The organism is Rahnella sp. WP5, assembly GCF_000745615.1.
Classification (GTDB): Bacteria; Pseudomonadota; Gammaproteobacteria; order Enterobacterales; family Enterobacteriaceae; genus Rahnella; species Rahnella aceris.
On sequence record NZ_JQJR01000013.1, the window covers coordinates 23,175 to 37,625 of the forward strand.

Annotated in this window: 11 protein-coding genes; 2 read left to right on the forward strand and 9 right to left on the reverse strand. The window is 50.9% G+C overall.

What is annotated here, in order from left to right; all coding sequences use genetic code 11:
* Positions 1-73: 73 nt before the first annotated feature.
* The 9 genes from bamA to rpsB all read right to left on the reverse strand — a co-directional run bounded on the left by bamA (position 74) and on the right by rpsB (position 10,472).
* The gene (bamA, locus tag EX31_RS12995) at positions 74-2,494 is read right to left on the reverse strand and encodes an outer membrane protein assembly factor BamA (protein WP_013574201.1); all 2,421 of its coding nucleotides are present in this window, start codon (positions 2,492-2,494) and stop codon (positions 74-76) included.
* Positions 2,495-2,530: 36 nt separating this feature from the next.
* Positions 2,531-3,886, reverse strand: a complete 1,356-nt coding sequence (gene rseP / locus EX31_RS13000; protein ID WP_013574200.1) for a sigma E protease regulator RseP — start codon at positions 3,884-3,886, stop codon at positions 2,531-2,533.
* A gap of 42 nt (positions 3,887-3,928) precedes the next feature.
* Positions 3,929-4,777: a phosphatidate cytidylyltransferase gene (gene cdsA / locus EX31_RS13005; protein WP_013574199.1), complete on the reverse strand. Its 849-nt coding sequence runs from the start codon at positions 4,775-4,777 to the stop codon at positions 3,929-3,931.
* A 9-nt stretch (positions 4,778-4,786) separates the two neighbouring features.
* On the reverse strand, positions 4,787-5,545 hold the full coding sequence (gene ispU / locus EX31_RS13010) for a (2E,6E)-farnesyl-diphosphate-specific ditrans,polycis-undecaprenyl-diphosphate synthase (RefSeq protein WP_013574198.1): 759 nt from the start codon (positions 5,543-5,545) through the stop codon (positions 4,787-4,789).
* Between the two features lie 289 nt (positions 5,546-5,834).
* Complete coding sequence (gene ispC, locus EX31_RS13015; RefSeq protein ID WP_037035143.1) at positions 5,835-7,031, reverse strand: 1-deoxy-D-xylulose-5-phosphate reductoisomerase; 1,197 nt, start codon at positions 7,029-7,031, stop codon at positions 5,835-5,837.
* Between the two features lie 158 nt (positions 7,032-7,189).
* A complete protein-coding gene (gene frr, locus EX31_RS13020) occupies positions 7,190-7,747 on the reverse strand; it encodes a ribosome recycling factor (protein WP_013574196.1) in 558 nt (185 codons plus the stop codon).
* A 108-nt stretch (positions 7,748-7,855) separates the two neighbouring features.
* Positions 7,856-8,587, reverse strand: a complete 732-nt coding sequence (pyrH, locus tag EX31_RS13025; RefSeq protein ID WP_013574195.1) for a UMP kinase — start codon at positions 8,585-8,587, stop codon at positions 7,856-7,858.
* 160 nt (positions 8,588-8,747) lie between these two features.
* Positions 8,748-9,599 (reverse strand): translation elongation factor Ts, encoded by an 852-nt coding sequence (gene tsf, locus EX31_RS13030; RefSeq protein ID WP_013574194.1) that lies wholly within the window; start codon positions 9,597-9,599, stop codon positions 8,748-8,750.
* A gap of 147 nt (positions 9,600-9,746) precedes the next feature.
* Positions 9,747-10,472 carry a 30S ribosomal protein S2 gene (gene rpsB, locus EX31_RS13035; RefSeq protein ID WP_013574193.1) on the reverse strand — a complete coding sequence of 242 codons (726 nt, stop codon included), beginning with the start codon at positions 10,470-10,472 and terminating at the stop codon, positions 9,747-9,749.
* A 367-nt stretch (positions 10,473-10,839) separates the two neighbouring features.
* Here rpsB and map point away from each other — a divergent pair, with 367 nt between their 5' ends.
* Both map and glnD read left to right on the forward strand, forming a co-directional pair.
* Positions 10,840-11,631: a type I methionyl aminopeptidase gene (gene map, locus EX31_RS13040; RefSeq protein ID WP_013574192.1), complete on the forward strand. Its 792-nt coding sequence runs from the start codon at positions 10,840-10,842 to the stop codon at positions 11,629-11,631.
* 110 nt (positions 11,632-11,741) lie between these two features.
* Positions 11,742-14,432: a bifunctional uridylyltransferase/uridylyl-removing protein GlnD gene (gene glnD, locus EX31_RS13045; protein ID WP_037035144.1), complete on the forward strand. Its 2,691-nt coding sequence runs from the start codon at positions 11,742-11,744 to the stop codon at positions 14,430-14,432.
* Positions 14,433-14,451: the final 19 nt, after the last annotated feature.

The following is a 14,451-nucleotide window of genomic DNA, read 5'->3' on the forward strand; positions in this document are numbered from 1 at the left end:
GCCGAAACCCGTGTATGAGATTTATCATCAGGCCATTGCGATTCTGCTGGACAACTTCTGCCCGGACAGAACGTTACCAGGTTTTACCAATGTTAAACTGGAACTGTTCTGCCTTATCGCCTTCATATTTCTTGACCGGTTGTGCGTAGGAGAAGACCAATGGTCCAAGTGGAGACATCCACTGCAACGCAAGACCCGAAGAAACACGAATGTTACCTGGTTTACTGTAATCAGGAACGCCTGCCGCAATAGTCTGCGGGGTGTTTTCCCAACCTGTATCCCAAACAGTACCGCTGTCCACGAACAGGGAAGTACGCAATGAGTTAGCGTATTTCTCGCTAACAAATGGAGTCGGAACAATCAGTTCAGCACTCAATACTGCCATTGCGTTACCGCCAACTGCGTCGTTTGAGTTATCAATCGGACAGCCGCTGTAAGATGTGTTAGCCGTAGTACATTTGTAGTATGCCGCTTTTGGACCAATGGTGTTCGACTGGAAACCACGAACACTGCTTGAACCACCGGCATAGAAGTTGTCGTAGAACGGCACTTCTTTACCGCCAAGACCGTCTGCGTAACCTGCACGCGCACGGCCCATCAGCACCCAGTCACGATCCTGATTTAGCGGCATATAACTGGTTGAATCAAATGTAATTTTATAATATTCGTTATCAGAACCCGGAACGGTTACTTTACCGTTCAGGCTGGCTTTCGTCCCCGATGTTGGGAAGTAGCCACGGTCGAGATTGTTATAACCCCAGCCGAGGTTGGCGAAGAAATCATTCGCACTAAAGTCAGCATCAGCATTGTCACTGGTGGTCACCGGCGGTTTCAGCCCAACAGAGTTCAGATAACGGAACATAGCGATCTGTGGTTCCATATTGGACAGATCGTTGTGTACGTAATCCAGACCCAGGCGCAATGAGTTATTTTCATTGATTGGGAAACCAAGATTACCGCCAATACCATAACTTCTGTTGGTATAGCTGGACAGGTCCGCATCATCAGCTTTGAAGTCGTTATAGAAGATACGACCACCCAGACTTACGCCATCAACGGTGAAGTAAGGGTCAGTGATAGTGAATTCTGCATATGTCTGGTAATCGTTTTTAGTACCGCTGATGCCAACAGAATTACCCGTACCCAGCCAGTTATCCTGCTGGACACCCACCTGGAAGCTGACACCACTCTCAGTACCGTAACCCACACCAAAGTTGAAGCTACCGGTGTTACGTTCTTTCACTTTGTAGACAACATCAACCTGATCAGGCGAACCTGGAACACGCTGCGTATCAACATCAACCGTTTCGAAATAACCCAGACGGTTCAGACGCTCTTTACCTTTATCGACCAGATCGTTGCCCAACCAGGCACCTTCCATCTGACGCATTTCACGGCGCAGTACGCTGTCCTTACTGGTGTCATTACCTTCAAAACGGATATGACGTACATAGAAACGGTTCCCCGCATCAACGTTGATATGCAGTTTGACGGTCTTGTCTGCATCATTAATTTCTGGCTGTGTAGTCACACGCGGATAGGCATAGCCATAACGACCAAGCATCTGCTTGATGTCGTTTTCCATTTTGGTGACTTTGGCGCCGTTATACAGCTCGCCTTTATCAATTTTAGTCAGGCTTTGAACTTCTGCTGAGTGACCCGCCATGCTGCCAGTCACTTCAACGCCAGAAAGTTTGTATTGCTCACCTTCTGTGATGTTCAGCGTAATGTAGATGCCTTTTTTGTCCGGCGTCAGACTGACCTGAGTCGAATCAATGTTGAAACGGGCATAACCGCGATCCAGATAGAAACTACGCAGGGTTTCAAGGTCACCCGCGAGTTTTTGTTTCTGATATTTACGGTCACCGACCACGTTCCACCATGGCACTTCATCACGCAGCTGGAAGCGTGAAATCAGATCATCGGTCGTAAAGGCATGGTTACCAACAATGTTGATCTGCTGAATTTTGGCAGAAACACCTTCGGTGAAGACCAGCTTCAGATCAACACGGTTACGTGGCAAAGGGGTCACAACCGCTTTTACCGATGCACTGTATTTACCGACGCTGTAATAGAAGTCTTCGAGACCTTTCTCGATGCTGCCGATGGTTGTACGGTCAAGGGCTTCGCCAACACGGACGCCAGAGGCCTCCAGGTTTTGCTTCAGCATGTCATCTTTCACCGATTTGTTACCGGAGAAAGTAATGCTGGCAATAGTTGGACGTTCTTTGACCTGAACAATCAGAGAATTTCCATCGCGCAGGACACGAACATCCTCGAAGTTGCCAGTGGCAAACAATGCACGAATGGTATTACTGATATCATCGTCAGTCACCGTATCACCGACGCGAACCGGCATATTGAGTAACGCCGCACCGACGGCAACTCGCTGCAGGCCTTCGAAATGAATATCTTTCACTACGAAACCGTCTGCACCGTATACGGTGGCGCTGCCAAACAGCAGCGACGCTATGAGCAACTTTTTGATCGCCATCGTTGTTATGCGTTCTTCCTAACCTAATCTCCGGCCTTAAAGACGGGAGAAATCATTGAAAAGTGCAAGCCCCATCAACAACACCAGCAAAACTGAACCAATGCGGTAACTGAAGTCCTGAACTCGCTCGGAAACTGGCCCACCTTTAAGCTTTTCTATTGCGAGAAACAGCAGGTGTCCACCATCTAATACCGGTAATGGGAAGAGGTTGATGATCCCCAGATTGACACTAATGAGTGCCAAAAACGTGAGGTAAGACACCAAACCATATTCAGCTGACATTCCTGCGCCCTGTGCGATGGATATTGGGCCACTCAGATTGTTCAGCTTCACATCTCCGGTAATTAACTTACCCAGCATGCTCACTGTGAGTTTCATCAGTTGCCAGGTTTTATCCCCGGCCTCATAAAACGCCACAAACGGGCCATACTGACGGATTGTTTTATATTCATCAGGCAGCGGTATCACTTTCGGTACCACACCAGCAAAACCCTGTATCTTGCCTTTACCTGCGGACTTCGTGTCCGGCGTCAGTGTTAACGCGACGGGATTCCCCGCCCGCTCAACTTCCAGTGCAATTGGTTTACCCGGATTGTCACGTACCTGTATGACAAACGACTGCCAGCTTTCCAGAATCTGACCATCGACTTTAACGATCCTGTCCCCGGCTTGCAAACCCGCCTTTTGCGCGGCTGAATCTGGCTGCACCTCCTGCAGAACAGATTCTATCTGCGGCCCTCTGGGAATCATACCCAGAGACACCACCGGATCCTGCTTTTCAGGATCAAACTGCCATTGACGCAAATCCAGAGTTTTCTCAACGACCTGGGATGAGCCAAATTGCGCCACATCAACCGTCGTTTGATCATCACCAATTTCGCCGACTAACGCCATACGAACTGAATCCCAATCAGGCGTTTCGATACCCGCAACAGATTTTAGTTCCATTCCGGGTGAAATATTGGATTGTGCGGCAATTGAATTTGCAGTGACATTTGCCACGACAGGACGCACGCTCGGCACGCCGATGACGAAGATCAGCCAGTAAGCAAAAACAGCAAAAATGAAATTGGCGATCGGCCCGGCGCTGATGATAGCAGCGCGCTGCCAGATTTTTTTGTTATTGAAAGATTGGTGGCGGAATTCAGGCGCTACAGCCTCGACGCGCTCGTCGAGCATCTTAACGTAGCCTCCGAGAGGAATGATGGCCAGAACATACTCTGTTCCCTGACGGTCAGTCCGGCGCCATAGCGCGCGTCCAAAACCGACAGAAAAACGTTCGACACGCACACCACAACGACGAGCAACCCAGAAATGGCCGAACTCGTGCACGGTGATAAGCACCCCCAATGCGACGATAAAGGCGGCCAGGCTCCAGAGTATGTTCATCATATGTCTAACTATTCCTTAGGAAACTTCACCGTCACAGACGGATTAATACACTAACAGCATCAGACAGGCGAATACAGGCACCGCAGCCGTCAGGCTGTCGATACGATCCAGTATTCCGCCGTGACCAGGGATCATATGACCACTGTCTTTGATCCCTGCCTCGCGTTTGAACATACTTTCCGTCAGGTCGCCCAGCACAGAAGCCAGCGCGGCAACAACGGAACAAATCAATAAGGTCGACGGTACCACATCAAGTGGTGCGTAGCGGCCAAATAACCAGGCTATGAGGGCTGAAGTCAGAAGACCGCCAGCAAACCCTTCCCAGGTTTTCCCCGGGGATACTTTAGGCGCCAGTTTATGCTTACCAAATAATTTACCAAACAGGTAAGCGCCGGAGTCTGCCCCCCAGACCAGTAGCATCACATATAACAACCACCATGCGCCAGTATGATGATTTTCTGCATAACCGTATTGGCGCAGTGCGACCATACCCCAGAAAAACGGCACAATAGTCAGTATGCCAAAGACTAAGCGCAGCACACGGGAATGGCGCCAGAAGGCTGCCGAAGCAGGATATCCAACCACCAGCACCAATGCCAGACACCACCACGCAAGCGCAGCCCATAATGAGCCTCCGACTTGCAACAGATGCACGCTTTGCTGGTAAGCAGGTATGCTCAGCATCATCGCTGCCAGCAGGAAACCACATAATATAGCCAGCCAGATGCGCTGATTACGGCTTGCAAAACCGGCCAGTTGCCCCCACTCCCACGCTGCCAGCATGCACACAACTAACGTCACGATGGCAAAACCGACAGGCGGTAATAAAAAGAGTGCTGCAATAACAATCGGTATTAAAATCAGAGCTGTGATAATGCGATACTTCAGCAAATGTTCTCCCTAGGACGCATTGGCGCCGATAGGTGTAGTCCCCCCGAAGCGGCGCTCGCGTTGTGCAAAAGCAGTCAGCGCACCTTCAAAGGTATTTTCATCAAAATCAGGCCAGAGGACATCGGTAAAGTAGAGCTCCGCGTAGGCAATTTGCCACAGCAAAAAGTTACTGATCCTATGTTCCCCACCGGTTCTGATCACCAAATCGACGGGTGCCAGTTCGCTCATACAGACCGCTGAATTCAGCAATTCTTCTGTAATCTGTTCTGCCCGCAGCGTGCCGGCTTCAACCTGACCCGCCAGAGTCTTAACGCCTTGAATAATATCCCATCGGCCACCGTAATTCGCGGCAATGTTCAGGGTAAGACCGTCGTTATTTTGAGTCATTGTTTCTGAACGACGAATGCGTTCCTGCAGACGAGCACTAAAGCGACTGACGTCGCCAATGACCCGAAGCCTGACATTATGTTTATGCAAGCTTTTGACTTCACTGTCTAATGCACGGACGAACAACTCCATCAATGCGGAGACTTCCTGGGCCGGACGATTCCAGTTTTCACTACTAAAGGCATAAAGCGTGAGTGCATCAAGGTGATGACTGGCAGCAAAACTTACCGCTTTGCGCACCGACTTCACTCCCGCTTTATGACCGAATACCCTCATTTTACCCTGACGTTTTGCCCAGCGTCCGTTACCGTCCATGATAATGGCAACATGGCGAGGTTGAGAGCAATACATATCAGACATCTGTTGATTTTCGAGGGACATAACGCGTACTCATTTCCTTTTATCAGAACACAGCGGCTTTCTGGCTGGCATAACATTCTTCTGGCTGACGACGCCACAACAGTTAGCTGGCGGCACACCTTTCTGTCGCTGGTGCGACTACACGCGCAAAAAAGCCGTGTCCCCCTTGCAGGCACGGCTTACACTGACAGATCACCGATTCCACCTTTAACACTCAGGCCCTGAAAAGCCAAATCTACTGTCAGTGTGGCGCAGACTATACCATTTCAATGTGATGCTAACAAACTGCTGCATAAGTACAAAAACAGCCTTATAGCGCAAATGTATGAAGTTTCTCACGTGCACTGGCTCTCGCCTGCGCGTCGATCTCCAACACTTCCTCAACAGAATCAGGTTCAGCGCTCACTAACTGCTCCATCACCTGACGATTCAGGCCAGCAATGTCAGTAAAACGAATCTCACCATTGAGGAACGCGGCCACCGAAATTTCATTCGCGGCATTCAGTGCCGTCGTCGCTGCCTGCCCGGTGTTGCTGGCTTCGATAGCCAATTGCAAACAAGGATAACGTGCGTAATCCGGTGCACTGAAAGTCATCGCCCCCATTTTACAAAAATCCAACGCTTCGACGTCAGTTCTGACTCTGTGCGGATATGCCATGGCATGCGCAATTGGGGTACGCATATCCGGCGAGCCAAGTTGAGCCAGCACGCTGCCATCGCAATAACGCACCATGGAATGGATCACGGATTGCGGATGGATAATCACTTCCATCTCAGCAGCAGAGGCATTAAACAACCAGCGGGCTTCAATATACTCCAGCCCTTTATTCATCATGGTTGCCGAGTCGACGGAAATTTTACGCCCCATCGACCAGTTGGGATGCGCGCAAGCCTCATCAGGAGTGACATCGCGAAATTTATCCAACGGCAGTTCGCGGAACGGGCCACCGGATCCGGTTAAAATAATGCGGGAGATCCCGTGGCTTTCGAGGGAAGCATATCCCAGCTGTTTTTGAATGGATTCAGGTAAACTCTGGAAAATAGCGTTATGTTCACTGTCGATAGGCAATAGCTGAGACTGACTATGGCGGACAGCGTCCATAAAAATGCGCCCGCAGGTCACCAGCGATTCTTTGTTAGCCAGAAGCACCTGTTTACCGGCGCGGACAGCAGCAAGTGTCGGTAACAAGCCCGCAGCCCCCACGATAGCCGACATCACCTGATCCACATCATCAAGAGCGGCCAGTTCAGTCGCCGCATCGGGTCCGGAAAGCACCTCGGTACGGCTTCCCTGTTCAGCCAGAATGGCTCTCAGCGCACGGGCAGAAGATTCATCCGCCATCGAAGCATAGGCAGGGTGAAACTCAAGACACTGCTGCGCCATAACGTCAACATTGCGCCCTGCAACCAGTGCTTTAACGGCGAAATCGTCAGGGTTAGACCGGACAACGGAAAGCGTGCTGGTGCCGACAGACCCTGTCGAACCAAGAATAGTCATTTGTTTCATGAAAATGCCCGGGATAGCGCTCGTAAATTCGGAAAGTGCACAGTCTGAAACCTCTTATCTGGCTTGTCCATGAGATTGTTCGAACAGGTAAAAAATTTAAAGCCCGATAAAAGACAAAGCGCCGCAATTGCGGCGCTTTGGAAGAAATTCAAGCCGGATTAGAACTCCATTAACTCGGCTTCTTTCTCGCTCAGAGCAACGTCGATTTTCTTGATGAAAATATCAGTCAGTTTCTGAATATCGTCCTGGGAACGGCGATCTTCGTCTTCGCTGATTTCTTTATCTTTCAACAGTGCTTTGGTTTTATCGTTCGCATCGCGGCGGACGTTACGGACAGAGACACGGCCCTGCTCTGCTTCGCCACGCACCACTTTGATCAAGTCTTTACGACGTTCTTCGGTCAGCGCTGGCAATGGAACACGAATTGTCGCGCCTGCAGAAGACGGGTTCAGACCCAAATCAGAGGTCATGATCGCTTTTTCAACAGCAGCGCTGATAGAGCGGTCAAAAACAGAGATTGCCAGAGTACGGGAATCTTCCACCGTCACCTGTGCCAGCTGACGCAGAGGCGTTGCTGAACCGTAGTATTCCACCATGATGCCATCCAGGATGCCCGGAGATGCACGGCCGGTACGGATTTTGCTGATATGCGTTTTGAATGATTCAACGCATTTTTCCATGCGAATTTCAGCGTCTTTTTTGATTTCGTTAATCACGTTGTGAACCTTTGAAAGCTGATTACCTGGCAGACCATAACATCAGTATAGTCCGTGAATACTCATGCCAGCAGAGGCTGGCTGAACGTAATGTTCAATTGTGAAGGATCACTCCGCTTTAGAAATCAGCGTTCCTTCATTTTCACCCATCACCACGCGACGCAGTGCACCAGGCTTATTCATGTTGAAAACGCGAATTGGCAGATTGTGATCGCGGGCCAGCGTGAAGGCCGCCAGATCCATCACTTTCAATTCCTGTTCCAACACTTCCTGATAGGTCAGTGTTTCGTAGAGTGTCGCTTCCGGATTTTTCACCGGGTCGGCAGAATATACGCCGTCAACTTTGGTCGCTTTTAATACCACATCAGCTTCGATTTCGATCCCGCGCAGACAGGCTGCTGAGTCAGTGGTAAAGAAAGGATTGCCGGTACCGGCGGAGAAAATCACCACACGGTTATGACGCAGCAAGCTGATGGCTTCTGCCCAGCTGTAATTATCACAAACACCGTTCAAAGGGATTGCAGACATCAGGCGTGCGTTAACATAGGCGCGGTGTAATGCATCACGCATTGCCAGGCCATTCATGACAGTCGCCAGCATACCCATATGGTCGCCTACAACACGATTCATGCCCGCCTGTGCCAGACCCGCGCCACGGAACAAGTTACCACCGCCGATCACAACACCTACCTGAATGCCGAGTTCGACCAGCTCTTTTACTTCCTGAGCCATGCGATCTAATACACTCGCGTCGATACCAAAACCTTCACTACCCTGCAGGGCTTCGCCACTGAGTTTGAGCAGGATACGTTGATAAACGGGTTTCGCATTGGTAGCCATGGTGTCTGTCCTAGAAGCAATGTGTCTTAATGGATAGTCAGTCTTTACATCATAGCGCTGTCTGAATGACATTCACGCACAATGTAATAGGAATTTGGGGCTGGATAAAACGGAACCGCCCTTTCGCAGCGGTTCCATTTTAGGGTGTATCAGATACTGATTAAGACTGTTTAGTCATTGCTGCAACTTCAGCAGCAAAGTCAGTCTCAACTTTCTCGATACCTTCGCCCACTTCGAAGCGGATGAAGTTAGTCACGTCAGCGCTATGTTCTTTCAGAACCTGGCCCACAGTTTTGCTTGGGTCGATAACGAAAGGCTGACCAGTCAGAGAAACTTCGCCGGTGAATTTCTTCATGCGGCCTTCAACCATTTTCTCTGCAATCTCTTTTGGCTTGCCAGACTGCATCGCGATGTCCAGCTGAACCTGGTACTCTTTTTCTACCACTTCGGCAGACACATCTTCAGGCTTAACGAATTCTGGTTTGCTTGCTGCAACGTGCATAGCAATTTGCTTAACCAGTTCTTCATCAGCGCCTTTAGCAGCAATCAGAACGCCGATACGAGCGCCGTGCAGGTAGCTGCCCAACACGTCGCCTTCAAGGATTTGAACGCGGCGAATGTTGATGTTCTCACCGATTTTAGCAACCAGCTGAATACGCTCTTCTTCGAACTGAGCTTTCAGGACTTCAACGTCAGTCACTTTGCCTGCAACAGCAGCGTCCAGCACTTTGTCAGCGAAAGCCTGGAAACCAGCATCTTTAGCCACGAAGTCAGTCTGGCAGTTAACTTCCAGAATCACGCCGAAGTTACCTTCGATTTTGGTTTTGATCACGCCGTCAGCAGCTACGTTGCCTGCTTTTTTCGCCGCTTTGATCGCGCCAGATTTACGCATGTTTTCAATTGCCAGCTCGATGTCGCCGTTAGCTTCAACCAGAGCTTTCTTACAATCCATCATGCCAGCGCCAGTACGTTCGCGCAGTTCTTTTACCAGGGCAGCGGTAATATCAGCCATTGTATTTTCCTCGATTATCTCAGTGCAAAAAGGGTTTTTGCGGTGAGATATTTCTCGCATTTAAGATAAGCAAAGGGGGCCAATAAAGGCCCCCTAACCAACATATTTCAATACCTGGTTAATAAGGGCTCTGCTGAGCTTGCCTTATTATTCAGCTTCTACGAAGCTTTCTTCTGCCTGAACAGCCAGATCTTGCGAACGGCCTTCACGAACAGTGGCAGCAACAGCGCTCAGGTACAGATTTACTGCACGGATTGCGTCATCGTTACCAGGGATAACAAAGTCAACGCCATCCGGATCGGAGTTGGTATCAACAATGGAGAATACCGGGATACCCAGGTTGTTAGCTTCTTTGATTGCAATGTGTTCGTGATCAGCATCGATAACGAACAGAGCATCAGGAAGACCACCCATATCCTTGATACCACCCAGGCTGTTTTCCAGCTTAGCCAGTTCACGAGTACGCATCAGCGCCTCTTTCTTGGTCAGCTTCTCGAAGGTGCCGTCCTGAGACTGAATTTCCAGATCTTTCAAACGTTTGATGGACTGACGAACTGTTTTCCAGTTAGTCAGCATGCCGCCCAACCAGCGATGGTTCACGAAGAACTGGTCGCAGTTGTGTGCAGCTTCTTTTACCGCTTCGCTTGCTGCGCGTTTAGTACCAACGAACAGGATCTTACCTTTACGGGAGGAGATCTTCTGCAACTCAGCCAGAGCTTCGTTGAACATTGGAACAGTTTTCTCAAGGTTGATGATGTGAACCTTGTTACGAGCGCCGAAGATGAATGGCTTCATTTTCGGGTTCCAGTAACGGGTTTGGTGACCGAAGTGAACACCGGCCTTGAGCATGTCGCGCATGGAAACAGTTGCCATGATAAAACCTCTATTAAGTAGTTGGGGTTATGCCTCCACGTATCCCATACAACCGACCCTGCAGAACGAATTCCCAAGGCACCCCGGCGTATGTGTCGATACGTGTGTGTTATTACTTACGTTAATAAGTACACAATGAGTGATTTTGGCTTTAATCCCTCAGAGTCGTAAGACCCAGAGCGGATTGCCGGCGCGCTTTATACCATAAATAACGGCCCGGCAGCAACTTTTGTTCACCGGATTGCTTCCCGGGAAATGATAGTTTGGCAGCAAATATCAGGGCTGATACCATAAGCCACAGCTAATTATTGACGACATCGGTGTAGAAATAAAGCACACCTGATGCACAGAACCCGCAGGACAACACATGGCTATTTCAATCAAAACCCCTGAAGACATCGAAAAAATGCGCGTTGCTGGCCGTCTGGCCGCGGAAGTGCTGGAAATCATTGAGCCTTTCGTTAAACCGGGCGTCAGCACCGGCGAGCTGGATCGCATTTGTGCCGATCACATCGTGAACAAGCAACAGGCGGTTTCTGCCTGCCTGGATTACCACGGCTTCCCGAAATCTGTCTGTATTTCCGTTAACGAAGTGGTGTGCCACGGTATTCCGAGCGAAGACAAAATTTTGAAAGATGGCGACATCGTCAACATTGATGTCACGGTCATTAAGGATGGTTTTCATGGTGACACCTCCAAAATGTTCATCGCGGGTAAACCGACGATTCTGGGTGAGCGTCTTTGCCGTATCACGCAGGAAAGCCTGTATATCGCACTGCGCCTGATCAAGCCTGGTATCCGCCTGCGCACGTTGGGTAAAGAGATCCAGAAGTTCGTTGAAGCCGAGAAATTCTCTGTGGTACGCGAATATTGCGGTCACGGCATCGGTGAGGGTTTCCACGAGGAGCCTCAGGTACTGCATTACGATGCGGATGACGGCGGTGTTGTGCTACAGGCGGGTATGGCGTTTACCGTTGAACCGATGGTCAACGCAGGCGATTACCGTATCCGCACCATGAAAGACGGCTGGACAGTAAAAACTAAAGATCGCAGCTTGTCGGCTCAGTACGAGCATACTATTGTGGTGACAGATAACGGTTGTGAAATTATGACGCTGCGTAAGGATGACACCATTCCGGCTATCCTGACGCACGACTAAACAGTCACCCGCTCTGCGGAGAGGGTATAAATCTGTGAATCAAGCCGGCGAAAGCCGGTTTTTTTTATCTTTCACGTTTATTGGTCTCTCACGTGTAGGGCTGCGCACCCATGATTGAAAACTTCCCGGCTGAAAAGAGCGTACTACTGCAAACCACGCAGGATCTCGCCCGTACTTTTCCGCTACAACCGGCCTCCCCTTCTGTCTATCCGGACGACGATTTAAACCGTCAGAGCCTGAAACAGCATATGGAACAGTTTCAGGCATGGCTGGCGGATGCCTTCAATGCCGGGCAACAGGCTGAAGAACTGGTAGACGCACGGACGCATTACATCGATCAGCTGTTACAGCGTCTGTGGACCTTCTACGGCTTCGACAATATTCCGGAAACCGCGATGGTGGCCGTAGGCGGCTACGGGCGCGGCGAATTGCATCCTTTATCGGATATCGATGTTCTGGTGCTCAGCCAGAAACGGCTTAACGATGAACAGGCATTGCGCATCGGTGAACTGATTACCTTGCTGTGGGACGTTAAGCTGGAAGTCGGACACAGCGTGCGTACGCTGGAAGAATGTCTGCTGGAAGGATTGGCTGATTTAACCGTAGCCACCAACCTGATCGAATCCCGCCTGATCTGCGGCGATGTCGCGCTGTTTCTCAGTATGCAGAAACACATTTTCAGCGACGGATTCTGGCCTTCGCCAAACTTCTTCCGCGCCAAAATTGATGAACAAAATGAACGCCATCTGCGTTATCACGGCACCAGTTATAACCTTGAGCCAGATATCAAAAGCAGCCCCGGCGGCCTGCGCGACATTCACACCATTTTATGGGTAGCCCGTCGTCATTTTGGCGCCACATCGTTGGACGAAATGGTGGCCTTTGGTTTTCTGACCAAAGCTGAGCGCAACGAACTGCTGGAATGTCAGAGTTTCCTGTGGCGAATCCGTTTTGCCCTGCATTTGCTGCTGCCCCGCTACGACAACCGTCTGCTGTTCGACCGCCAGCAAAGTGTGGCGCAATTGCTGCAATATCAGGGCGAAGGCAATCAGCCCGTCGAACGCATGATGAAAGATTTCTACCGCATGACCCGCCGGGTCGGCGAGCTGAATCAGATGTTATTGCAGTTGTTCGATGAAGCGATTCTGGCCATCGGCCCGAATGAAAAACCACGGCCGCTCGATGAAGATTTCCAACTGCGTGGCGATCTGATTGATCTGCGGGACAGCACGCTCTTTGACCGCCGTCCGGAAACTATCATCAGCATGTTCCACCTGATGGTGCGCCATCGCGAAATCAAAGGGATTTACTCCACCACCGTCCGCCTGCTGCGCCATGCCCGTCGCCATCTCAAAGAGCCGCTATGCATGATCCCGCAGGCGCGCGAAATGTTTATGTCGATCCTGCGCCATCCGGGCGCCGTGTCACGCGCGCTGGTGCCGATGCACCGCCATAGCGTGCTGTGGGCATATATACCGCAATGGGGGCAGATCGTCGGGCAGATGCAATTCGACTTGTTCCACGCGTACACAGTCGATGAACATACCATTCGTGTGCTGCAAAAACTTGAAAGCTTTGCTCATGAAGAAACCCGGCCAAAGCATCCATTATGTGTGGAGCTGTATCCGCGGCTGCCACAGCCTGAACTGTTGCTGATGGCCGCCCTGTTCCACGATATTGCCAAAGGCCGCGGTGGTGATCACTCGATTCTCGGCGCGCAGGATGTGCTGGAATTTGCCGAACTGCACGGGCTGAATTCCCGTGAAACCCAGTTGGTCTCGTGGCTGGTTCGCTGTCACTTGCTGATGTCAGTGACGGCACAGCGCCGCGATATTCAGGATCCTAATGAAATCCAGCAGTTCGCCGCAGAAATGCAGACCGAAGTTCGCCTGCGCTATCTGGTCAGCCTGACCGTTGCCGATATCTGTGCTACCAACGAAACCCTGTGGAACAGCTGGAAACAAAGCCTGATACGCGAACTGTATTTTGCCACCGAAAAGCAATTGCGCCGCGGCATGCAAAACACGCCGGATCTTCGCGAGCGCGTGCGTCATCACCGCCTTCAGGCGCTGGCATTGCTGCGTATGGATAATATTGATGAAGAAGCGCTGCACCGTATCTGGAGCCGCTGCCGGGCGGATTATTTCCTGCGCCATTCACCCAATCAACTGGCATGGCACGCAAGACACCTGCTGGAACATGACTCCACCAAACCGCTGGTGCTGGTCAGCCGTCAGGCAACGCGCGGCGGGACCGAGATATTTATCTGGAGCCCTGACCGACCGTATCTGTTTGCCACCGTCGCCGGTGAGCTGGACAGGCGTAACCTGAGCATTCATGACGCGCAGATTTTCACCAATCGCGACGGCATGGCGATGGATACTTTCATTGTACTGGAACCGGACGGCAGCCCGCTGGCACAAGACCGGCATGAAGCCATTCGTTACGCGCTGGAACAGTCGATGACGCAGGCTTATCAGCCGCCGCGTGCGCGACGTCCTTCGCCGAAACTGCGTCATTTCAGCGTGCAGACCGAAGTCAGTTTCCTGCCGACGCATACCGACCGCCGGACGTATATGGAACTGGTGTCGCTGGATCAACCCGGCCTGCTGGCACGCGTCGGGGAAGTCTTCTCTGATCTCGGCCTGTCGCTGCACGGTGCGCGCATCTCGACCATCGGCGAACGCGTAGAGGACTTATTTATTCTGGCAAATGGCGAGCGTCGTGCGCTGGATAAGCAAACTCGCCAGGAAATCACACGCCGGTTAACTGAGGCACTCAACCCTGGCGATAAAATGTGATACAAGTACCACTATCTTT

Bases quoted from the DNA above. Each gene is read 5' to 3' on its own strand.
- bamA (WP_013574201.1), bottom strand. From the start codon at position 2,494: ATGGCGATCAAAAAGTTGCTCATAGCGTCGCTGCTGTTTGGCAGCGCC.
- ispU (WP_013574198.1), bottom strand. From the start codon at position 5,545: ATGTCCCTCGAAAATCAACAGATGTCTGATATGTATTGCTCTCAACCT.
- ispC (WP_037035143.1), bottom strand. From the start codon at position 7,031: ATGAAACAAATGACTATTCTTGGTTCGACAGGGTCTGTCGGCACCAGC.
- pyrH (WP_013574195.1), bottom strand. From the start codon at position 8,587: ATGGCTACCAATGCGAAACCCGTTTATCAACGTATCCTGCTCAAACTC.
- rseP (WP_013574200.1), bottom strand. From the start codon at position 3,886: ATGATGAACATACTCTGGAGCCTGGCCGCCTTTATCGTCGCATTGGGG.
- rpsB (WP_013574193.1), bottom strand. From the start codon at position 10,472: ATGGCAACTGTTTCCATGCGCGACATGCTCAAGGCCGGTGTTCACTTC.
- map (WP_013574192.1), top strand. From the start codon at position 10,840: ATGGCTATTTCAATCAAAACCCCTGAAGACATCGAAAAAATGCGCGTT.
- glnD (WP_037035144.1), top strand. From the start codon at position 11,742: ATGATTGAAAACTTCCCGGCTGAAAAGAGCGTACTACTGCAAACCACG.
- tsf (WP_013574194.1), bottom strand. From the start codon at position 9,599: ATGGCTGATATTACCGCTGCCCTGGTAAAAGAACTGCGCGAACGTACT.